At 67.0% G+C, this 21,566-nt stretch carries 14 protein-coding genes; 4 read left to right on the forward strand and 10 right to left on the reverse strand.

Going from position 1 to position 21,566, the window contains the following annotated elements; all coding sequences use genetic code 11:
- The first annotated feature begins 18 nt into the window (after window positions 1–18).
- Window positions 19–1,992, forward strand: coding sequence for a choline BCCT transporter BetT (gene betT, locus FEZ61_RS09815; protein WP_064307322.1), 1,974 nt, complete (start codon window positions 19–21; stop codon window positions 1,990–1,992).
- Window positions 1,993–2,063: 71 nt separating this feature from the next.
- On the opposite strand, the gene FEZ61_RS09820 is transcribed toward betT, so the two are convergent.
- The 4 genes from FEZ61_RS09820 to FEZ61_RS09835 form a co-directional block, all read right to left on the reverse strand.
- A complete protein-coding gene (locus tag FEZ61_RS09820) occupies window positions 2,064–4,067 on the reverse strand; it encodes a methyl-accepting chemotaxis protein (RefSeq protein ID WP_173148515.1) in 2,004 nt (667 codons plus the stop codon).
- A gap of 194 nt (window positions 4,068–4,261) precedes the next feature.
- Window positions 4,262–5,017 (reverse strand): carbon-nitrogen hydrolase family protein, encoded by a 756-nt coding sequence (locus FEZ61_RS09825; protein WP_173148460.1) that lies wholly within the window; start codon window positions 5,015–5,017, stop codon window positions 4,262–4,264.
- Between the two features lie 284 nt (window positions 5,018–5,301).
- Complete coding sequence (gene bglX, locus FEZ61_RS09830; RefSeq protein ID WP_173148462.1) at window positions 5,302–7,581, reverse strand: beta-glucosidase BglX; 2,280 nt, start codon at window positions 7,579–7,581, stop codon at window positions 5,302–5,304.
- Between the two features lie 147 nt (window positions 7,582–7,728).
- Window positions 7,729–9,006, reverse strand: coding sequence for a glucarate dehydratase (locus FEZ61_RS09835; protein ID WP_173148464.1), 1,278 nt, complete (start codon window positions 9,004–9,006; stop codon window positions 7,729–7,731).
- 185 nt (window positions 9,007–9,191) lie between these two features.
- On the opposite strand from FEZ61_RS09835, the gene FEZ61_RS09840 reads away from it, so the two are divergent.
- The gene (locus FEZ61_RS09840; protein WP_173148466.1) at window positions 9,192–10,853 is read left to right on the forward strand and encodes a VRR-NUC domain-containing protein; all 1,662 of its coding nucleotides are present in this window, start codon (window positions 9,192–9,194) and stop codon (window positions 10,851–10,853) included.
- Entirely contained in the window at window positions 10,850–13,123 is a 2,274-nt protein-coding gene (locus FEZ61_RS09845) for an ATP-dependent DNA helicase (protein WP_173148468.1), read from the forward strand. The genes FEZ61_RS09840 and FEZ61_RS09845 overlap by 4 nt, the downstream gene beginning before the upstream one ends.
- Before the next feature lie 385 nt (window positions 13,124–13,508).
- Here FEZ61_RS09845 and FEZ61_RS09850 read toward each other — a convergent pair whose 3' ends face one another.
- Window positions 13,509–13,892 carry a glyoxalase superfamily protein gene (locus FEZ61_RS09850; protein ID WP_173148470.1) on the reverse strand — a complete coding sequence of 128 codons (384 nt, stop codon included), beginning with the start codon at window positions 13,890–13,892 and terminating at the stop codon, window positions 13,509–13,511.
- A 241-nt stretch (window positions 13,893–14,133) separates the two neighbouring features.
- On the opposite strand from FEZ61_RS09850, the gene FEZ61_RS09855 reads away from it, so the two are divergent.
- On the forward strand, window positions 14,134–15,768 hold the full coding sequence (locus tag FEZ61_RS09855; RefSeq protein WP_173148471.1) for a glucan biosynthesis protein D: 1,635 nt from the start codon (window positions 14,134–14,136) through the stop codon (window positions 15,766–15,768).
- 90 nt (window positions 15,769–15,858) lie between these two features.
- Here the strand turns inward: FEZ61_RS09855 and FEZ61_RS09860 are convergent, their stop codons facing one another.
- From FEZ61_RS09860 to FEZ61_RS09880, 5 genes are all read right to left on the reverse strand, one after another.
- On the reverse strand, window positions 15,859–16,593 hold the full coding sequence (locus FEZ61_RS09860) for a GGDEF domain-containing protein (RefSeq protein ID WP_017642456.1): 735 nt from the start codon (window positions 16,591–16,593) through the stop codon (window positions 15,859–15,861).
- The gene (locus FEZ61_RS09865) at window positions 16,590–16,979 is read right to left on the reverse strand and encodes a DUF1987 domain-containing protein (RefSeq protein WP_017642455.1); all 390 of its coding nucleotides are present in this window, start codon (window positions 16,977–16,979) and stop codon (window positions 16,590–16,592) included. The genes FEZ61_RS09860 and FEZ61_RS09865 overlap by 4 nt, the downstream gene beginning before the upstream one ends.
- A gap of 19 nt (window positions 16,980–16,998) precedes the next feature.
- A complete protein-coding gene (locus tag FEZ61_RS09870) occupies window positions 16,999–17,562 on the reverse strand; it encodes a SiaB family protein kinase (RefSeq protein WP_173148473.1) in 564 nt (187 codons plus the stop codon).
- A gap of 5 nt (window positions 17,563–17,567) precedes the next feature.
- Window positions 17,568–18,794 carry a SpoIIE family protein phosphatase gene (locus FEZ61_RS09875; protein WP_017642453.1) on the reverse strand — a complete coding sequence of 409 codons (1,227 nt, stop codon included), beginning with the start codon at window positions 18,792–18,794 and terminating at the stop codon, window positions 17,568–17,570.
- A 112-nt stretch (window positions 18,795–18,906) separates the two neighbouring features.
- Window positions 18,907–21,051: a polysaccharide biosynthesis tyrosine autokinase gene (locus FEZ61_RS09880; protein WP_017642452.1), complete on the reverse strand. Its 2,145-nt coding sequence runs from the start codon at window positions 21,049–21,051 to the stop codon at window positions 18,907–18,909.
- Window positions 21,052–21,566: the final 515 nt, after the last annotated feature.

Here is a 21,566-nt window from a genome sequence, read left to right on the forward strand (position 1 = left end):
CATAAACAGGAGCCCTCTATGACCGGCCAGGGAGAATCTGCCGCTCGTCCCACCTTCAGTCCTCCGGTCTTCTGGACCTCGACGCTGCTGCTACTGGTGCTGGTGCTCTATGCCAGTCTGTTCCAGGCCAATGCCCAATGGCTGTTCGCCGCCATCCAGGGCTGGATCATCACCAACCTCAGCTGGTTCTACATCCTCGCCGTGGCCATCATCCTCGGCACCGTGGTGTTTCTCGGCATGAGTCGCTATGGCGACATCAAGCTCGGCCCGGACCACAGCGAACCGGACTACGCCAACACCACCTGGTTCGCCATGCTGTTTTCCGCCGGCATGGGTATCGGCCTGATGTTCTTCGGTGTCGCCGAGCCGGTGATGCACTTTCTCAATCCGCCCTATGCCGATGGCCAGACGGTGGACGCCGCCCGCCAGGCCATGCGCATCACCTTCTTCCATTGGGGGCTCCACGCCTGGTCGATCTACGCCATCGTCGCCCTGATCCTGGCCTACTTCAGCTACCGTCACGGCCTGCCGCTGACCCTGAGATCGGCGCTCTATCCCCTGATCGGCGAGCGCATCTACGGACCTATCGGCCACGCCGTGGACATCTTCGCCATCATCGGCACCGTGCTGGGCGTCGCCACCTCCCTGGGCTTTGGCGTGTCGCAGATCAACACCGGCCTGAACGTGCTGTTCGGCGTACCGGTGTCCACCCCGGTGCAGATCGGTCTGATCGTGATCACCACGGCGCTGGCCACCCTGTCGGTGGTCTCCGGCCTGGACAAGGGCGTACGGCGCCTGTCGGAACTCAACCTGGGCCTGGCGGTGCTGTTGATGCTCACCGTGATCATCCTCGGCCCCACGGTGCTGATCCTGCAGACCTTCGTCGAGAACACCGGTGGCTACCTCAGCGAGATCGTCAGCCGCACCCTCAATCTCAACGCCTATCGACCCACCGACTGGATCGGTGGCTGGACGCTGTTCTACTGGGGCTGGTGGCTGGCCTGGTCGCCCTTCGTCGGGCTGTTCATCGCCCGCATCTCGCGCGGGCGGACCATCCGCGAATTCGTCTCCGGCGTGCTGCTGGTGCCGGCCGGTTTCACCCTGCTGTGGATGACGGTGTTCGGCAACACGGCGATCCACATGATCCTCACCGAAGGCATCACCGATCTGGCCACCGCGGTATCCCAGGACAGCTCCCTGGCGCTGTTCGCCTTTCTCGAACACTTCCCCTTCGCCAGCGTGATTTCCATGGTGGCCATCGTCATGGTGGTGGTGTTCTTCGTCACCTCGGCCGATTCCGGCGCCATGGTGGTGGACATGCTGGCTTCCGGTGGCCAGGACCAGACGCCGGTCTGGCAGCGGGTGTTCTGGGGCGCCAGCATGGGCCTGGTGGCCATCGCGTTGCTGCTGGCCGATGGCCTGAAAGCCTTGCAGACCGCCACCATCGCCAGTGCGCTGCCGTTCACCATCGCCCTGCTGTTCAGCATGCACGGCCTGCTCAAGGCCCTCAAGCTGGACGCCACCAAGCGTGGCCTGCGCCATCAGTCGCTGAGTCTCACTCCGCCCACCACCCGCACGCCGGGCGGCTGGCAGCGGCGCCTGCGCGGCCTGGCGATGTTTCCCCGGCGCAGCCACGTGGTGCGCTTCATCGGCGAGGTCGCCAAGCCGGCCTGTCTGGCGGTGGCCGAGGAATGGCGCAAGCAGGGCTACGTCTGCGGTGTGGAAGACCGTGACGATGGTGGGGTGCGGCTGTACGTCGGTCCGGCCGAGCAGCCCGAGTTCGTCTACCAGGTAAGACCCCATGCCTATGCCATGCCCAGTTTCGTCATGGGCAGCGAGCCGGGGGAGGAGCGCAAGTACTTCCGCGCCCAGGTCTATCTGCGCGAGGGCGGTCAGGACCATGACGTCATGGGCTGGTCGCGCGAGGACGTCATCGGCGACATCCTCGACCAGTACGAACGCCACATGCACTTCCTGCATCTGGTGGGCTGAAACGCGAACCGGGCCTTGCGCCCGGTCCGCCGATACCCGAAGACCGCTGCCGACCCGGCAGCGGTCTTTTTCTATTTCACCCGGAAACGCCGGACCACGGCGATCAACTGCTCGTTGGACGACTGCACCGCCGCGGTGCTCTCGGCGGTGCGCTGACCGCTGGTGACCAGGTCGTCGACCATGTGGCGCACGGCGACCATGTTCTGGTTGATCTCGCCGGCCACCACGCTCTGCTCTTCGGCCGCCGCGGCGATCTGGGTCGACAGGTCGCTGATACGCACCACCGAGCCGTTCATCTCGTCCAGGCCAGCGGTGACTTCGCGGGTCTTTTCGGCGGTGCTCTGGCAGCTGCTCTTGGTCACTTCCATGGCCGCCACGGCGGAGCTCACGCCCTGCTGCAGCCGCCCTAGCATCTCGTTGATCTCGGCGGTACTCTGCTGGGTACGGCCAGCCAAGGCGCGCACCTCGTCGGCCACCACCGCGAAGCCCCGACCCTGCTCACCGGCCCGGGCTGCCTCGATGGCAGCGTTGAGCGCCAGCAGGTTGGTCTGGCCGGCGATCTCGCCGATCACCCCGAGCACATCGTTGATGCGCTGGGCATCGCTCTGCATGGCCTGCACCTTGAGGGTGGCGTCTTCCACCTGATCCACCAGAGCCAGGACGCTGGCCGAGGCCTGCTGGACCACCGCGCGGGAACGCTCGGCCTGGCCATTGGCGGCCTGGGTGAGGGTGGCGGTGTCGCTGGCGCTACGTGCCACGGAATCTGAGGTGGCGCTCATCTCGGTGATGGCGGTCACCGCCTGGTCGGTCTCGCTGGCATGCCGGGCCAGGATGGCGCCGTTCTGCTGGGCCTGGCCATGGAGTTGCTTGAGGCCGGTGTCGATGCGGTCGGTGGCGTCGCCCACCTCGCCGATCAGCCGCTGCAGATAACCGATGAAGCCGTTGACCGCGCCTGCCACCGCATCCACTTCATCCTTGCCGTGCACCGGAATGCGTCGGGTCAGGTCGGCATCACCGGCGGACAGGGATTCGATGTTGCGTTGCAGCAGGCCCAGGCGCCCCATCAGCTTGCCGAGCGCCAGCACCATGATGCCCACCAGCAGCAGGACCAGCGGCAACTGGATCGCCGCCAGGGTCTTGAGGATGCCGGTGTTGGTCGCCGCGATGAGCGAGGTGGGCAGCGCCGTGGCCAGCAGCCAGGGCGTGCCGGCCAGCGGGCGCAGGAAGAAGGTGTGAGGCGTGCCGTGTTCGTCGACATAGGTGTCGCGCACCACCGCCTCACCCTTGAGCTTGCCGAGGTTCTGCTGGATGGCGGCGACGAAGGGCGAACGGGCGGCATAGGCCGAGACGTTGTTCAGGATCTGCGAATCGCCGAGTTCGCTGAGGTTGCTGAGGATCTTGCCATCGGCTTCGACGATCATCATGTCGGTGTCGTCGAGTTCCTTGCGCAGCTGCTCCACTAGCGGGTTGAAGAAGCCCAGGGTCAGGTCGACGGTCGAGACGCCAAAGGCCTTGCCGTCGCGCTGGATGGCCATGGCGCAGTTGGTGCGCGGCTCGGCGCTGGCGGCGTCCTTGTAGGCGGCGGCCCAGACGCACTGGCCGGCGGGGCCCTTGAGGCCGGCCTGGAACCAGGGCTGCTCCCAGTAGTTGAGCGACTCGGGCGAATTCCAGTGGGTGTTGACGATCAGCTTGCCGCTGGCATCGCGGTGATAGAAGGTGCTGAACTTGTCACGGTCCTGTTCGCGCTGGTTGGGCAGCGGCCAGATGCCGCCGCCGAACACCTTGGCATCGCCATACTGGTCCACCAGGCCAGGCAGTACCCGGTCGATGGCGGCGCTGTCCAGCAGCGGTATCGTCTGGGTGATGGAGCGCTGCTGCGCCTGGATCTGATTGAGTTCGCGATAGATGCGGGTACCCACCTCGTTGACCCGGGTGAGCACGGCGGACTCGCCGGCGGCGACCAGGTCCGGGGTCACCCAGAGGCGGATGCCGATGATGGTGGCCGCGAGGGTCGCGCCGATGAAGCCCAGGAAGATCAGGGTGTAGCGGGTCCGAATGGTGTTCAAGGCCATGATGTCGCTCCTGCGGTTACAGCGTCGTTCACGCTGCGAAAGGCATCCTTGGCGCCGTTCTGAAAAAGGATGTCAGAGCCTTATCGGCGTCTGATGTGTGACCTTTAGTCGCAGGAAGGGGCGAGATATCAAATCGCTACCAGGGTCGCAACGTGACCCGCCAGCCGCTTTGCAGTCAGCGGATCTTCCTGCACGGATCAGGCCGGTAAGGCGCAGACTTCACCCTGCCAGTCGTCCGCTACCCGCCGCACGAGCACCAGGCAGGCGCCGTCTCCCGGCGCTGCGATCAGGCACTGGCCGTCGGCCTGCCAGAAGGCACTGCGGCCCACGCAGGCATAGCCACCGGTGGGTGCGCCATGATTGGCCATGAGCACCGGCATGCCCAGCCGTCGGGCATGGCCGGCCAAGAGGGCGCTGTCGGTGGAATAACCGGTCGGGCCGATCACCGCCGAGGCCAGATAGAGATCGGCGCCCCGGGCGCGGGCGGCATCGGCATGGGCCGGATGGTTACTGTCGGCGCAGATGGCCAGGGCGGCTTGCAGGCCCTGCACCGCCAGCAACTCCCCGCCGTTGCCGGGCACGAAGGGCGGTGCCTCGCCCGGATGCAGGTATTGCTTGGTATGGACGCAACAGCCACCGTCCGCGCCCAGGATCAAGGCGCCTATCTGCAATCCTGCCGCACCCTGGACCGGCGCCCCGACCACGGCCGTGAGCCCGGCCTTGCTGCAGGCTTCGCGCAGCGGCAGCAGCTGCGTATCGTCGGGTTCCAGCGCCAAACCCGTCGCCAGCGCCGGTTCATAGCCCGTCAGAGATAACTCGGGAAACAGCAGGAGATCCGCCCCAGCCGCTGCGGCCGCGGCGACGAACGCCAGATGGGTGCGCAGATTGGCGGCGAGATCGCCGGCGACTGACGCGGATTGGGCAGCGGCGAGGGTCAGGCTGAGCGCATTCACCGGGACTCCGAAGGCGTGTGGAAATCATTATTCATGTCGCTAATCAACGCTATAGCGGAGATCCGCTTCGGGGCCGGCTACGCGGTTGAGCTCGGCGTGGTGCTCGATGACCAGTCGGTGTAGATAGCGCTTCGTAGCTGAGGTTGAACGTAGCCAAGCCCGACACCTCGCAGCCTTGGCTTCGTGCCCGGTTGGGCTGAGCGTTAGCGAAGCCCAACAGGCTAGATTCAAGGCGCTCGCCCTCACCCCAACCCTCTCCAGGGGGAGAGGGAGGAAAGCGGTCCTTACAGCAGCGTGAAACTCCCCTCACGCACCCGTTCCGAATCCAGGCCGACCATCACCTTGAATTCGCCCGGTTCCGAGACCAGCTTGAGGTCATTGTTGTAGAAGCGCAGGTCCGCCTCGGTGATGGGGAAGTCCAGCTCGCGGCTCTCGCCCGGTTGCAGCATCACCTTCTGGAAGCCCTTGAGCTCCTTGACCGGTCGCGCCAGGGAGGCGGTCACGTCGTGCAGATAGAGCTGCACCACGGTGGCGCCGACGCGGTCGCCGGTGTTCTTGACCGTGACCCTGGCGGTCAGGGTGTCGCCCTGCTTCAGGGTGGCGCTGGACAGCTGCGGCGCCGAGACGTCGAAGGTGGTGTAGCTCAGGCCGTAGCCGAAGGGGTAGAGCGGACCGTTGACGATGTCGAAGTAGCGCGAGGTGTACTTGTTCGGCTTGGCCGCGTCGAAGGGCCGGCCGCTGCTCAGGTGGTTGTAGTACAGCGGCACCTGGCCCACTTCGCGGGGAAAGGTCATGGTCAGCTTGCCGGACGGGTTGTGGTCGCCGAACAGCACATCGGCCACGGCGTTGCCGCCCTCGGTGCCGGGGAACCAGGCTTCCAGCAGGGCGTTGGCCTGCTCCTGTTCCCATTCCAGCGCCAGCGGGCGGCCGTTCATCAGCACCAGCACCAGCGGCTTGCCGGTGGCCTTGAGCGCCTTGATCAGCTCACGCTGGGTGTCGGGCACGCTGATGCGGGCGCGGCTGGAGGCCTCGTGGGCCATGCCCTGGGACTTACCGACCACGGCCACCACCACCTCGGCCTGGCGTGCCGCGGCCACGGCTTCGGCGATCATCTCGCCGGCACTGCGCGGATCCACCGCGACCGCGGGTTCATAGGAGTTGAGGTAGGCCAGCACATCGCGGTCGTCCAGCAGGTTGGCGCCCTTGGCATAGAGCACCTTGCCCTGGCCGGCCACGGCGTTTTCCAGGCCGCGGCGGATGGAGATGGCCTGGGCGGCCACGCCGGCGGCGGACCAGTTGCCCATGACGTCGCGCGGGCTGTCGGCCAGCGGACCGACCACCGCCAGGGTGGCGCCCTTGCGCAGCGGCAGCACGGCCTTTTCGTTCTTCAGCAGCACCAGGCTCTCGCGGGCCACCTGGCGCGCCTCGACGCGGTGCAGGCGCGATTCGGCGTTGGTGTCGACCGGATCCTGGCCCTGCAGGCGACGATAGGGATCGTCGAACAGGCCCAGGCGGTACTTGGTAAGGAGCATGTCGCGCACGGCCTGGTCGATCTCGGCCTGGGTCACCTTGCCGGCCGCCAGCAGAGCGGGCAGCTGCTTGCCATAAACGTCGTCGTGCATGTTCAGCTCGACACCGGCCTTGAGCGCCTGCTCGGCGGCGTCGCGGGTGTCCTTGGCCACCCCGTGCAGCACCAGTTCGTTGATGGCGCCGTGGTCGCTGATCAACAGGCCCTTGTAGTTCCAGTCCTTGCGCAGCAGGTCCTGCAGCAGCCAGCGATTGGCCGTGGCCGGAACGCCGTTGATGCTGTTCAGGGCCACCATCACCGCGCCGGCTCCGGCCTCGGCGGCGGCGCGATAGGGCGGCAGGTAGTCCTGCATGAGCCGCTGCGGACTCATGTCGACGTTGCTGTAGTCGCGCCCGGCTTCCACGGCGCCATATCCGCCGAAGTGCTTGATGCTGGCCATGAGGCTGTCGGGGGCGCGCAGGTCGTCGCCTTGGTAGGCGTGCACCAGGGTGGCGCCGATGCGCGAGGTCAGCCAGGTGTCCTCGCCGAAGGTCTCGGAGGCACGGCCCCAGCGCGGTTCGCGGGTGACGTCGACGGTGGGGGAGAAGGTCAGGTCGAGGCCGTCGGCGGCCGCCTCGATGGCGGAGATGCGTCCGCTGGTGGCGATGGCGTCGAGATTCCAGGTGCTGGCCAGGCCCAGGTTGATGGGGAAGATGGTGCGCATGCCATGGATGACGTCATAGGCGTAGAACAGCGGGATCTTCAACCGGCTGTGTACGACCTGGTCCTGCATCTGGCGGATGTCGGGACGGGTCACGGTGTTGAACATGGCGCCCACCTTACCGGCGCGGATGTCCGCCATGATGGCTTCCTTGGGATAGTCCGGCCCGACGCTCACCAGATTGAGCTGGCCGATCTTTTCCTCCAGGGTCATCTTCGCCAGCAGGGCGTCGACGTAGGCGCGCGCCGGATCGGCGTCTTGCGCCGAGGCGAGAGTGGCGCCGATGGCCAGTCCCAGGCCGAGCATGAGTGCGGTGAGGCGTGGTGCGTTCAACATCTTCCCCCGATTCCCTGTGCGTATTTTTTCGTTGTTCTTGGGCACTGTCGTGCGCCGCCGATTGTACACAGCGAAGGGGCGGGAGGCGGAGCCGTCGACGGCCGGCGCGGGGCCGGTCGTCCGGGCTCGGGTGGGCTGCTGGAGGCGTCAGAAGCGCGGCTTGCGCGTCTCCCAGTCCGGCTGGTACTTGCGCATCTGGCGCACGTCGTCGCGGCTGCGGATGTCGATGGCGAGGAACTGCTCATGCAGCTTGGCCAGTTGCTCCTGATCCAGCTCTACACCCAGGCCGGGGGCGTCGGTGATCGCCACGCAGCCGTTGCGGATCGGCAGCTTGCCGCCCTGGATGACTTCCTCGTCCTCTTCCTGCCACGGGTAGTGGGTGTCGCAGGCATAGGCGAGATTGGGCACGGCGGCGGCCACATGGGTCATGGCCATGAGGCTGATGCCCAGGTGCGAGTTGGAGTGCATGGAGACGCCCAGGCCGAAGGTGTCGCACATCCGCGCGAGGATCTGGGTATCCCGCAGGCCGCCCCAGTAGTGGTGGTCGGCAAGCACGATCTGCACGCTGTTCTGGGCCACGCTGCGGCGGAATTCGTCGAAGTCGGTGACCACCATGTTGGTGGCCAGGGGAATGCCGGTGCGCCGATGCAGTTCGGCCATGCCGTCGAGGCCGGGGGTCGGGTCCTCGTAGTACTGGAGGTCGCCCGCCAGGACCTCGGCGATGCGCAGGGACGTTTCCAGCGACCAGTTGCCGTTGGGGTCGATGCGCAGCGGTGCTTGGGGAAAGGCCTGGCGCAGCGCCTTGATGCAGGCGGCCTCGTGATCCGGGCCAAGCAGGGTGCCGGCCTTGAGCTTGATGCTCTGGAAGCCGTTCTCCTCGATCATCCGCGCGGCCTGGGCCACCACCTGCTCGGGGCTGATGGCCTCGCCCCAGCGATCGGGCGGGTAGGGGGCGTCGATGTGCTCGGCGTACTTGAGGAACAGGTAGGCGCTGAAGGGGACTTCGCGGCGCACCGCGCCACCGAGCAGCTCCACCAGCGGAATGCCCAGGGAGCGTGCCTGCAGATCGAGGAAGGCCACCTCGAAGGCGGAATAGGCATTGGCCACCTGCTTGCTCGGATGGGAGCCGGGCGCCAGCTCCGCACCGGCCACCACGCCGCCGGCGAGACTGGCGACGGTCTCCACCACCCGCGCGCGCAGGCCATTGAGATCCCAGGCGGAGAGGCCGACCAGACTGCTTTCCATGGCCTTGAGCACTGCCAGCACCGGGGCGTCGCCGTAGCTTTCGCCGAGGCCGATGTGGCCGTTGTCGCCTTCCACCTCGATGATGGATCTCAGCGCATAGGGTTCGTGGATGCCGCTGGCATTGAGCAGCGGCGCATCGCGAAAGGCGATGGGGGTGACTTTGATGCGTTTGATCTTCACGCTCAGACTCCTGGACTTGTAATTATGACGGCGGTCTTTGTCAGTCATCGTATGACTACTGGTCGGCTTCTTCAACCTGGAAATCGCACGACCGCCCGGGCGAACGACCGCGCATCGCTTCAGGGTTGCCCGCTCCGGTCGGGGCTGGATAAATAGCCAGCCGCTTGCCTATTGCCCGTGTCGTCATGAACGCTCCGCTCGAAGATCCCCTCTACTATCTGCACAACTTCCAGCGGGTACTGGACTGGGTTGCCCTGCGCTATCCCGATTTGCTCGACGACCACGAGCAGGGTTTCATCGCGGCCTTCGCCGACTTGCCACAGCCCTCGCGGGCATTGCTGGTGCGCCTGGTGATGCGCAAGGGCGAGGTGTTCCGTGCCAGCAAGCTGGTCTACAGCGAGATCGGCTGCCCGCGTGCCGCCGCCTTGCCGCTGGTGGACCTTGGCTGGCTGCTTTCCGATCCCGAATTGCACCTGATCGAACTCTTCTCCCTGCTGCGCAAGGAAGAACTGCTCGGCTGTTTCGGCGCCCGCCTGCCCAAGGCTGGCCGCAAGGAAGACTGGCTGGCCCGCCTGGAAGCCGAACAGGCCACGCCCCTGGCCTTTAGCGGCTGGGCCGGCACGGTGCCGGAGCTGGTGGAAGAGGGCGTCTGGCGTCTGACGCTGATGGATCTCTGCGACCGCCTGCGCCTGCTGTTCTTTGGCAATCTGCACCAGGACTGGACCGACTTCGTGCTGGCCGATCTGGGCATCTTCCAGTACGAGACGGTGGCCTTCAGTGCCGAATCTCGCGCCTTTGGCCAGCGCCATGAAGTGGACGCCTATCTGCACATCCAGCGCTGTCGCCAGGCGCTGCGCGATGGCCTGCCAGCCGCCGAACTGCTGCCACTGCTGCCCGCCGAGCGCTTTGCCAACACCTGGCTGGAATTGCGTCGGGGCAAGCTGCTCCACGAACTGGCCCAGCACCACGAGCGCCTCGGCGAACTGGCCCAGGCGCAGGCGCTCTATGCCGCCTCGGCGCATCCCGAGTCGCGTATTCGCGCTTTGCGCATGCTCGAACGCCTGGAGGACTGGCCCGCCGCCCAGGCGCTGGCGGAAGCCATCGCCGCCGCACCGGCCCATGACGCCGAGCGCCAGCAGGTGGCGCGTATCCTGCCGCGGCTGGTGCGCAAGCAGGGTGGCCCGCCCAACAAACGCCGCCCCGCCAGCCCGGTGGAGCGCCTCGATTTCGAACTGGTCAACGACGGCCTGCGCCGGGTCGAGTGGCTGGTGCGCGAGCACCTGGGCCGCGACGAGGCACCGGTGCACTATGTGGAAAACACTCTGCTTACCAGCCTCTTCGGCCTGCTGTGCTGGGACGCCATTTTCCTGGCTATCCCCGGCGCCTTCTTCCACCCCTATCAGCGCGAGCCGGCCGACCTGCGTCTGCCGGGCTTCCGCGAACGCCGCGCCGAGGCCTTCGCCGCCTGCCTGGCGCGGCTGGACGATGGCTCCTACGCGGCGGTGATCCGCGAGCGTTTCGCCGCCAAGCGCGGCCTGGCCTCGCCCTTCGTCGCCTGGGGCATCCTCGGCAGCGACTTGCTCGACCAGGCCCTGGCCTGCCTGCCGGCGCGTCACCTGCGGCTGTGCTTCGAGCGACTGCTGGAGGATCCGGAAAACAACCGCACCGGCTTGCCCGACCTGATCCAGTTCTGGCCGGCGGAAGGCCGCTACCGGATGATCGAGGTCAAGGGCCCGGGCGACCGCCTGCAGGACAACCAGCGCCGCTGGCTGGACTTCTTCGCCGCCCACGACATCCCGGTCAGCGTCTGCCACGTGCAGTGGCAGGTGGCCGCGACCTCCGCATGAGCTATCGCATCGCCGTTCGCGCCCTCTGCGAATTCACCGCCAAGGCCGGCGACCTGGATCTCAGGTTCACCCCGTCGCCCACCGCCCTGGAAGGTATCGAAGGCCACCAGCGGGTGGCGGCGCGGCGCGGTCCCGGCTATGAGCGCGAGGTCAGCCTGCAGGGCGACTTCGAGGACCTGCAGGTGCGTGGTCGCGCCGATGGCTTCGATGCCGCTGCCAATCGCCTGGAAGAGATCAAGACCCACAGGGGCAGCCTGGACCGCCAGCCGGGCAACCACCGTCACCTGCACTGGGCCCAGGCCAAGGTCTATGGCCATCTGCTCTGCCAGGCCCGCGAGCTGCCGGGGCTGACCCTGGCGCTGGTCTATTTCGACATCGGCAGTGGCGCCGAGACCGTCTTTACCGAAGCCTGGACGGCGGCCGATCTGGCTGAGCACTTCGCCTTGCAGTGCTCGCGCTTTCTCGCCTGGGCGCGCCAGGAGCTGGCCCATCGCGCCGCGCGCGATGAGGCGCTGGCGACCCTGGCCTTTCCCCATGCCGACTTCCGCCACGGCCAGCGGCCGCTGGCGGAAGCCGTCTACAAGGCCGCCAGCGTCGGCTGTTGCCTGCTGGCCCAGGCGCCCACCGGCATCGGCAAGACGGTGGGCACCCTGTTCCCGCTACTTAAGGCCATGCCGCGGCAGAACCTGGACCGGCTGTTCTTCCTGGCCGCCAAGACCCCTGGCCGCGCCCTGGCCCTGCACGGTCTCGATACCCTGGACGCGCCGGTGCGGGTGCTGGAACTGGTGGCGCGGGACAAGGCTTGCGAGCACCCGGAACTGGCCTGCCATGGCGAGTCCTGTCCGCTGGCACGAGGCTTCTACGACCGACTGCCGGCCGCCCGCGCCGCCGCCCTGGCCGAACCCACGCAGTTGACCCGGGCGCGGGTGCGGGAGACCGCCCTGGCCCATGAGGTCTGCCCCTACTACCTGGCCCAGGAACTGGCGCGCTGGAGCGACGTGGTGGTGGGCGACTACAACTACTATTTCGACGGCAGCGCCATGCTCCATGCCCTGGCCCAGACCCAGGAGTGGCGGGTAGGGGTGCTGGTGGACGAGGCCCACAACCTGCTCGACCGCGCCCGCGGCATGTACAGCGCCAGTCTCGACCAGCGCCGCCTGGCCGCCGGCAAGAGCGTGGCACCACCGGCCATCGCCAAGGGCCTGCAGGCGCTCAATCGCGAATGGAACCGCCTGCACAAGGAGCAGCAGGTCGACTACCAGATGCAGCCGGAATTGCCCGCCGCCTTCCTCACCGCCCTGCAACGGGTGGTGGGTCTGCTCACCGAGCATTTCGGCGAATCCGGCCAGCCCCCGGCGCCGGAGTTGCAGACGCTGTTCTTCGACCTGCTGCAGTTCATGCGCCTGGGCGAGACCTTTGGTGATCACTCGCTGTTCGACGTCACCCTGCTCAAGGGCCGCGGCAAGGCACAGTCGCAACTCAATCTGCGCAACCTGGTGCCGGCGCCCTTCGTCGGTCCGCGGCTGGCGGCGGCGCACAGCTGTACCCTGTTCTCCGCCACCCTGATTCCCCAGCATTTTCACCGCGACCTGCTCGGGATCCCGGTTGGCAGTGCCTGGGTCGATGTCGCTTCGCCCTTCGCCGCCGAGCAGCTGGAGGTGCGCCTGGTGCGGCTCTCCACCCGCTACGCCGACCGCGCCGCCTCTCGCGCACCCATCGCCGCCCTGATCGCCAGCCGCTATCGCCAGCGACCGGGCAACTACCTGGCCTTTTTCAGCAGCTTCGACTACCTCGACCAGGTGGCCGAGGCCCTGGCCGAATTGGCACCTGACGTCCCCCAGTGGCGCCAATCGCGCGGCATGGACGAAGCCGCGCGCCAGGCCTTTCTCGACCGTTTCCAGGCCGACGGTCGTGGTATCGGTTTCGCCGTGCTTGGCGGCAGCTTTGGCGAGGGCATCGACCTGCCCGGCGACCGCCTGATCGGCGCCTTCGTCGCCACCCTGGGCCTGCCCCAGCTCAATCCGGTCAACGAACAGCTGCGCCAGCGCCTGCAGCGGCGTTTCGGTGATGGCTATCGCTACGCCTATCTCTATCCAGGGCTACAGAAGGTCATCCAGGCCGCCGGCCGGGTGATCCGTACCGTGCAGGACCGCGGCTGCCTCTACCTCATCGACGACAGATTCACTCAGCCCGAGGTCCGGGCGTTGCTGCCGACCTGGTGGCAAGTGGAGGAGGGCGCGGTGCCCCTTTTGGAGCCGCTGCCGGCCTGAGGCTGTTGGGCTTCGCTGCGCTCAACCCAACCTACGAAGGTGACGGTGACCTTGGGCGGTGCCTTTCCCTCACCCCAACCCTCTCCCCGAGGGAGAGGGGGCAGGGCGGCAGAGGTTTGGTCCTGTAGGTTGGGTTGAGACGGCTCCACCGTCGAAGCCCAACATGGCGGCGTCGGGCGGTGCCTATCCCTCACCCCAGCCCTCTCCCCGAGGGAGAGGGGGCGGAGCGGCAGGGGGGGCGTGACGCCGGCGTAGGGTGGAAAACCGCGTAGTGTTTTCCACGAAGTGTGCCTGCCCTGATAGCCAAGTCCATCCAGGGTCTTCCGTAGGTTGGGTTGAGACAGCTCCACCGTCGAAGCCCAACGAAGCGGGCCCGCGCCGAGGGCTAACCCGCCGCCTCGTCCTCGCAAAACCTCAACCTGTTGCCAAAGGGATCGGCGATCTCCATCACCAGGCCCCAGGGCAGTTCCTGGATGCCCGGCCAGGCGAAGCCGTAATCCTTGGCCAGCAGCTCGGTCTGCAGAGCGCGGATGCCGGTCAGCCGTACGAAGACCGTCGAGCCGGGACAGGCGTCGCCATGATGGCCGGAAAGGTGCAGGCGCAGACCGGCGCGCTCGACTTCAGCGTAGAGCGGCAATCCCGGCTCGAAGCGATGCTCCCAGACCAGGCGGAAGCCCAGGAAGCTGCAATAGAATTCACGCGCCTTTTCGTCATCGAAGATGCGCAGGATGGGGCTGGGTTGCCCGAAGGCGACGGTATCGATGGGCATGGCGGTACTCGACAGGCGCAGAAAGCGCGGTGGGGTGAGCGCCAGGGCGCACCTTTGAGGCTGCCCGGCAACCCGAACTGTGATCCGGAAAGCTTTGGTAACCCCTCTGGCAGGCCAGAGCGTGCGCTAGGCTGCAGTTCACCGGTGCGATGGCGAACCTATCCGGGTATCGTGCATTCTTTTTCTCTCTGGCGGTTCGGCTGGGCCGAATCTTTTCATCCTTAGTGACCAAGGTTGATCCATGCAGCGTCGACACCTGCTCAAAGCGTCCCTGGCCCTGGCGGCCTACACCGGCATTCCTTCCACCGGGCTGTTCGCCCTCCAGGCCTTTGCCAATCCGGCCAATGGCGACGGCCAGGCCTTCGATTTCGACTGGCTCAAGCAGCATGCCAAGGAGCTGGCCGGCAAGGCCTACCAGCCTACCGCCCAGAAGCTGCCCGACACCCTGGCGAACATGACGCCTCAGCAGTTCAATGCCATTGGCTACGATGCCCAGCATTCGCTCTGGCACGACCTCAAGGGCCAGCTGGACGTGCAGTTCTTCCATGTCGGCATGGGCTTCAAGACACCCGTGCACATGTATTCAGTGGACCCCAAGACCAACGAGGCCAAGGAAGTCCACTTCCGCCCCGAGCTGTTCAACTACAACGACAGCGGCGTCGACAAGAGCCAGCTCAAGGGCGACCTGGGCTTTGCCGGCTTCAAGCTGTTCAAGGCGCCGCACCTGGCCCAATACGACATCGTCTCCTTCCTGGGTGCCAGCTACTTCCGCGCCGTGGACAAGACCCGCCAGTACGGCCTCTCGGCTCGCGGTCTGGCCATCGACACCTATGCCGATCGCCCCGAGGAATTTCCCGACTTCACCAAGTTCTGGTTCGTCACCCCGAACAAGAACAGCACCCGCTTCGTGGTCTATGCGCTGCTGGATTCGCCCAGCGCCACCGGCGCCTATCGCTTCGACATCGACTGCCTGAACGACCGCGTGGTGATGGACGTGGACGCCAACGTCAACGCCCGCCGCGACATCAAGCAACTGGGCATCGCGCCCATGACCAGCATGTTCGGCTGCGGCACCCACGAGCGCCAGACCTGCAACACCTACCACCCGCAGATCCATGACTCCGACCGCCTGGCCATGTGGAAGGGCAACGGCGAGTGGATCTGCCGCCCGCTGAACAATCCGCCCAAGCTGCAGTTCAACGCCTTCAAGGACGACAGCCCCAAGGGCTTCGGCCTGGTACAGACCGACCACGAATTCGAAAGCTACCAGGACGTCATGGTCCGCTACGACCGCCGGCCGAGCCTGTGGGTCGAGCCCACCTCCGCCTGGGGCGAGGGCGCCATCCAGCTGCTGGAGATTCCCACCACCGGCGAGACCCTGGACAACATCGTGGCCTTCTGGGCCCCGGCCGAGACCATCACCGCCGGCAAGTCGCTGCACTATGGCTACAAGCTGCACTGGAGCGCGCTGCCGCCGGTGAGCACGCCGCTGGCGCGGGTCAACGCCACCCGTTCCGGGATCGGCGGCTTCCCCGAAGGCTGGGCGCCCGGTGAGCATTGGCCCAAGGTCTGGGCACGGCGCTTCGCCATCGATTTCAATGGCGGCGGCCTGTCGTTCCTGCCCGAAGGCACCGGCATCGAGCCGGTGGTGACCGTCACCGACGGCAAGGTGCAGGATTTCCACGTGCTCAAGATCGACGAGATCGGCGGCTACCGGGTGATCTTCGATTGGTACCCCACCAGCGACAAGGCCGATCCGGTGCAGATGCGCGCCTTCATCCGCACCCAGGATCGCGCTCTGAGCGAGACCTGGTTGTACCAGTACTTCCCGCCGGCCGCCGACCAGCGCCGTTATCCGGACTGGAAGCAGTCCTAAGCGACCGCTATGAAAAAGCCGCTGCGCCCTTTCGGCGCAACGGCTTTTTTGTGTCCGGGAGCCGGACGGCTGGCGAGACGGCCGAGCTCGTCAGTCGGCCAGCACCACCTGATTACGGCCGCCGCGCTTGGCCCGGTAGAGCGCCGCGTCGGCCAGCCCATAGGCGAGCTCGAATTCGGTACCCGGTGGATTGAGACTGAGGCCGAAGCTGGCCGTCACCGGCGCCGGGCCGGTCGCCTCCTGGGCGATGCGCTGGCGCAGCCGCTCGGTCATGGCCAGGGCCTCGTCCCGTGCCAGGGTCGGCAGCAGCACGGTGAATTCCTCGCCACCCACCCGGCCGACGATGGCCGGCGCCTGGACGAGCTCCTGCAGGCAGCGGGCGATGGCCTGGATCACCCGATCGCCCGCGGGATGGCCGAATTCGTCGTTGATGCGTTTGAAGTGGTCGATGTCCAGCACGATCATGGCGCCGCCGTTCCGCCGCAGGGCCTGACCGGCCTGGTCGATGACCGCGCCGCGATTGAGCACTCCGGTGAGGGCGTCATGGGTGGCCCGGTATTCCAGTTGCTGGGTGAGGGTCTGCAACTGCTGGTTGAGGGCGTTCATCTCGCGTTCGGCGCGGTCGCTGCGGGCGATCAGCCGGCGCGTCTCGCGCATCAGGCGTTCGAAATGCAGCGTCAGGTCGCCCAGCGCCGCCCGGTAGCGCTCGGCGTCGGCATCGTCGGCCACATAGAGGGCGCGCGCGGCCTGCAGCACCCCGGCCTCCTGCTCGAACAGGTCGGGTCCGGGGTCGGCCGGGCTGTAGCGCCTGACGCTGGCGGTCATGCCGGCAGCTCGGGATGCTCGACGAAGGTCAGCGCCTGGAAGTCCAGTCGCAGCTCTTCGCCGAATTCCTGGATGGTCTCGTCCTCGGCGTCGTAGTACCAGTGCAGCTCCACCCGATTGCCGGCCTGGGCCGCCTGGTCCAGGGCGTCGAACAGGGTGAACAGCATCTTGGTGCTGGAGCTGTTGAAGTAGGCGAGGGCGACGTGCACCCGGATGCTGGCGCCCTGGCGCTGGTCGAGATAGGCGCGCAGGGATTCGATCACCGGCAGGTAGAAGGCCGCGGCGTTTTCCGGAAAGGATTCGCCCTTGAGCCAGAGTTCGTCCTCGGTAAAACGGAAATCCACCTCTGGAGAGGTGGGCGTGGGAGCGATGAACATGGTGTCCATACGAAGTTGGAGCCCCTGATCAGATGATGGCTTTCAGGCAGAACAGGGTGGTGCCCGGCGTCTGCGTGGAGGGATGGAAGGCGAACTCCAGGGGCGCGCTGGCATCGCGCGCCATGGTCAGGAAGCCGAGGCCGGCCCCCTTGCTGTCGGCCGGGGTCTCGGCGCGCAGGGATTCGCGATAGGCCTGCTTGATCTGTTCCAGCGACATGCTGCACAGCGGTTCGAGCCGCTCGCGCAGGGCGTCGACCTTGTCGCTGGCGATGGGATTGGCACAGAGCATCTGGTAGTTGCCGTCCTGGCGGGTGATACAGACCGAACCCTGACCCAGCTTGGCGTCCGCCAGGGCGTCCGGGGGCAGGGCATCGGCGGAATAGTGCAGGACGTTCTGTGACAGTTCGATGAAAGAGGAAAACAGCTTGCGCCGGGTGGCGCCGCTGATCCCTTCGAATTCCAGTTGCAGCTTCACCACCTCGGCCATGGCGGCGACGATGCCATGGGAGAAATAGCCATGGTGATAGAAGATCACGTGCTGCTGTTGGGCGATTTCGAGAAAGGCGCCGTTCGCGGTAAAGGAGGCGGTCATGTCGGTCAGGCCACGCGAATGCAAAGGAAGGTGAGGTCGTCGCGGCGGAGTTCGTCGCCTTGCCAGCGGGCGAGGTCCGCGCTGAGTTGCTCGCAGAAGACGGCGGTGGGCGCCGTGCGCGATTCGGTCAACCGGGCCAGGGCGCGGCGCTTGCCAAAGGAGGTGCGCCGCGGGCCGCCGATCTGGTCGATCAGGCCATCGGTGGTGGCGAACAGCAGGCTGCCCGGCTGCAACGGCAGGGTGGTGGCGGGCCAGCACTGCTCCAGTGGGCTGTCGGCGTAGCCGATGCCCAGGCGCAGCGGCGCCAGGGTCAGTACCTCGGCGGCGTCGGGCGCCAGCAGGTAGAGCGGCATGCGGGCGCCGGCGTAGGTCAGGCTATGGCTGCGGCTATCCACCCAGAAGCAGGCCAGATCCAGGCCATCGTTGGACTCGGAGATGCCGCCGGACTGCCCCAGCATCGCCTTGACGCTGCCGTTGATCGCCGCCAGCAGCGCCGAGGGATCGCGCGGCCCCAGCTGTTGCAGGGCCTGGGTCAGGGACGCCGAGGCGATCAGGGTCATGAAGGCGCCCGGCACGCCGTGGCCGGTGCAGTCGGCGATGGCGCCGAACCAGCCGTCCTCATGCTGGGCGAAGTGATAGAAGTCGCCGCCGACCACGTCGCGCGGTTCCCAGACCAGGGTGGCGTCCTGCTCCATCACCGCCAGGGCCTCGCGCGAGCTGCGCAGCATGGCCCGCTGGATGACGCTGGCGTATTCGATGCTGTGCATGATCTGGCGATTCTTCTCGGCCTGCAGGTCCGAGACGATGCGCATCAGCTGCACGCCCAGGCCGAGGCCGACGAAGCGGCCCTCGCGGGTGACGATGAAGCCGTCGGCCAGCACCTTTTCGCCCACCTCGACGGTCCGGCGGGTCAGCTCCTCGATGGACAGGCCGGCGTCCACCACCAGCGGCTCCTTGTCCATGAAGGCGATGCAGCTCTTGCGATCATAGACTTCGCGGTGATACGGCTTGCTCATCTGCGAGAGGAAGATGTCGCGATTGATGAGCCCGATCGGCCGGTCGTGCTCGACCACCGCGAGACTGGTGATCTCGCGGCGTTCGTTGAACAGGTCCATGACCATGGCGTTGGTGTGCTCGGCCTCGACCGCGGGCCATTGGGTGCAGAGGTCGAGGGCGCAGCGTTGGCCGGGGCGGGTGGCGGAGCGCGCGGAGGGCAGGGGAGCGGACGACATCGATACGAATCCGTTCTCGGGAGGTCGATGCAGCCTAGGGGCTCCGTGTTGAGCTTTGATGACAGGAGGTGGCCAGGCGCCAGCATCGCGCTGGGCCTGGCCAGGGGGTGGGTCAGCCGGTCAGCACGCCCAGAGCTGCGCGCGTGAACGGCGGTGGCGGGACGGCATTGAGCACCGCGCCCTGCAACGCCAGACCGCTGTGGGCGAACTGGCGCTGGGTCGCCTCGATCTCCTTGGCAGTGTTGCAGCCGTGGCGTGACACCAGCAGGCAGGTGCCGGCCTGGGCGGCCAGCAGCACGGCGTCGGTCACCGCCAGCACCGGCGGGGTGTCGAGGATGATCAGCTCGTAGTCCTGCTGCAGGCCGCGCAGCAGCTCGGTGCAGCGTGCGCTCATCAGCAACTCGGCCGGGTTCGGCGGGCGGATGCCGCCCACCAGGCAATCCAGGCCAGGTATCGCCGTGGGCTGAATCGCCTGCTCGGGGGTCGCCAAGCCGGCCAGCACCTCGGCGAGGCCCGGGCGGCGAGCCAGCTGCAGACGGCGGTGCAGGCGCCCACGGCGCAGGTCGGCATCCACCAGCAGCACTCGCGTTCCACCTTCGGCCAGCACCCGGGCCAGTTGCACGGCCACCGACGATTTGCCGGCGGCGGGGCTGGCACTGGTGATCAGCAGCAGGTCGTTGCGTGCCTCGGTGCGAGCGAAGGCCAGGCTGGTGCGCAGGATCCGCAGGGCTTCCTGGTAGCCGCTGTCGAGCGGCGTCTGCAACGGTCCGCCGAGCTGGCGGCCTGGCGCCAGGGGCAGTTGCGCCAGCACCGGCAGGCCCAGATTCTCCAGGCCCTCGGCGTCCTCGATACCGCGCTCCAGGCTGGCGCGCAGGTATACCCAGGCGGCGCCGGCCAGGCAGCCGAACAGCAGGGCGCTAAGGATCAGCAAGGGCTTCTTCGGGTAGACCGGCGCAATCTGGGTGTAGGCGCTGTCGATGATGCGCACGTCGCTCACCGTGCCCGCCCGCACCACCGACAACTCTTGGATGCGCTTGCTGATCAGTGCATAGACCTTGTCCGCCGCCTCCACTTCGCGCTGCAGGCGCAGCACCTCCTGCTGGGTCTGCGGCAGCTGGCCCAGGCGCCGCTGCAGGACCTGGCGCTCGCGATTCAACACCTGGCGGCGCGCCAGCAGGGTCTGGTACAGCGGATGAGTAGTGGTGAAGCGCAGCGCCAATCCGAGGCGCTCCATCTCCAGGGCCGACAGCTGACCGTCGAGCTCCACCGCCTGACGCAGCAGGCTGCGCCCCTCCGCGCCGATGGCGATGGAGCCCCGTTGCCGCTGGTAGCCGTCCAGGGCCTGGCGACCGGCACTCAGGCGCTGGTTCACCCGTGGCAGCTCCTGGCGCAGGAAGGCCAGTTGCTGGGTCGACTCGTCGGCATTACGGGTCACGTCCTGGCGCACATAGGCCTCGGTGATGCCGCGCAGGATACGTTGCGCCTGCTGCGCATCAGTACCCTGCAGCTTGATCGAGAGGATCCCCGAGCGCTTGCCGCGTTCGCTGACCATGAGGCGCTCCTGCAGCGCCTGAATGGCGACCCCACGGCGCTGCTTGACCAGGATGAATTCGGTGCCCGGATAGGCGTGCAGCTGGGTGATGTCCAGCTGTAGCTCGCCGGCGCTGGCCGGCTGGCCCAGGCGGCCCTCCAGCAGGCGTTTGCCCTGGGCATCGCTCAGCAGGAAGCGATCCGGGGCTTCGGCGGTGAGGGTCAGCGGCTGGCCATAGAGGGCAGCGGGTACGTTCAGGCTGGCGATGGCCAACTGCTCACCGCCCCAGCCGAACCGGGCGAGACCGAAGCGCGGCGGGGCCACCGCGTCGCTGGTCCTTTCGTGGCGGCGAGCCAGCCAGTCGCCCAGCAGCGGCAGGCGCCGCGGGGTGACGCTCAGGTCCAGGCCCTCGGCGTCCACCACCTCGCCGACCACCCGCCGCGAGGTGAGCAGCTGCATCTCGGTGATGGCTTCCGGCGGCGGCAGGGGGCGGCCATTGTCGGACTCGTCCAGGCGCACGATGCCGCGCTGGTATTCGATCTGCACGGTCGCCACCGCCTGGTAACGCGGCGCGGCGAGTTGGGTATAGGCCACACCGAGCAGGGTGCAGAGGGCCACGCAAGCCAGCAGGCTGCGGCGATGGCGCCAAAGGGCGGCGCAATAGCGGGCGAAACCGATGTCCGCGGCCTGGGCGGCGGCGGGTGGAGACTGATGCGACTGGTCCATGCAGGAGCGGGCCTTGGGCAGGTACGGAAGAGGACGGCCGTCGCGGCCGATGCCTGTCCAGAAAGACAGCGATCGGCGAACCGGGGTCAGGATCTTCACACCAGGCTGGGCACAGCTGGAAACGCCAGGCGCTGGATCGGGGATCCGCGCCTTGTCGGCTGGAGTGCTGCGTCGACTCTAAGCGAAAGCAAAAGCCAAAAATGTGACACCCCGTGCAGAACGCGACGGATGCCGGCTTGGCAGCGTCAAGGTGCTAAGGCAGTCTTCTTTGCGACCTGTCATGCCTGCCGACGACGCACCGTGGCAGGCCCTGTTCGTCGTCTCCACGCGGGGTCGTCGAGCCAGTCTTCGTGTTGAGCGGCGTCGCCCCTTGCGACGCCGTGTTCCTGACGGCTTCTTGAATGTAGTCAGCGGTTGAAGCCCGGTTACCCGCCCGCGCGGCCTCCTTGGTCTGCGTGGGCGGTCTTGCACCGGTTGTACCAGGCCTGCGGAAGAGGACGCCTGGTTCTTCACTG

The sequence above is a fragment of the Pseudomonas sp. MS15a(2019) genome (assembly GCF_013277805.1).
In the GTDB taxonomy this organism is placed as follows: Bacteria; Pseudomonadota; Gammaproteobacteria; order Pseudomonadales; family Pseudomonadaceae; genus Chryseomonas; species Chryseomonas benzopyrenica.

What these genes read in the sequence shown, in the direction of transcription:
- FEZ61_RS09850 (WP_173148470.1), bottom strand. Translation starts at nt 13,892, where the DNA reads ATGCCCATCGATACCGTCGCCTTCGGGCAACCCAGCCCCATCCTGCGC.
- FEZ61_RS09865 (WP_017642455.1), bottom strand. Translation starts at nt 16,979, where the DNA reads ATGGACACCATGTTCATCGCTCCCACGCCCACCTCTCCAGAGGTGGAT.
- bglX (WP_173148462.1), bottom strand. Translation starts at nt 7,581, where the DNA reads ATGTTGAACGCACCACGCCTCACCGCACTCATGCTCGGCCTGGGACTG.
- FEZ61_RS09860 (WP_017642456.1), bottom strand. Translation starts at nt 16,593, where the DNA reads ATGACCGCCAGCGTCAGGCGCTACAGCCCGGCCGACCCCGGACCCGAC.
- FEZ61_RS09845 (WP_173148468.1), top strand. Translation starts at nt 10,850, where the DNA reads ATGAGCTATCGCATCGCCGTTCGCGCCCTCTGCGAATTCACCGCCAAG.
- FEZ61_RS09875 (WP_017642453.1), bottom strand. Translation starts at nt 18,794, where the DNA reads ATGTCGTCCGCTCCCCTGCCCTCCGCGCGCTCCGCCACCCGCCCCGGC.
- FEZ61_RS09840 (WP_173148466.1), top strand. Translation starts at nt 9,192, where the DNA reads ATGAACGCTCCGCTCGAAGATCCCCTCTACTATCTGCACAACTTCCAG.
- FEZ61_RS09855 (WP_173148471.1), top strand. Translation starts at nt 14,134, where the DNA reads ATGCAGCGTCGACACCTGCTCAAAGCGTCCCTGGCCCTGGCGGCCTAC.
- FEZ61_RS09880 (WP_017642452.1), bottom strand. Translation starts at nt 21,051, where the DNA reads ATGGACCAGTCGCATCAGTCTCCACCCGCCGCCGCCCAGGCCGCGGAC.
- FEZ61_RS09870 (WP_173148473.1), bottom strand. Translation starts at nt 17,562, where the DNA reads ATGACCGCCTCCTTTACCGCGAACGGCGCCTTTCTCGAAATCGCCCAA.
- betT (WP_064307322.1), top strand. Translation starts at nt 19, where the DNA reads ATGACCGGCCAGGGAGAATCTGCCGCTCGTCCCACCTTCAGTCCTCCG.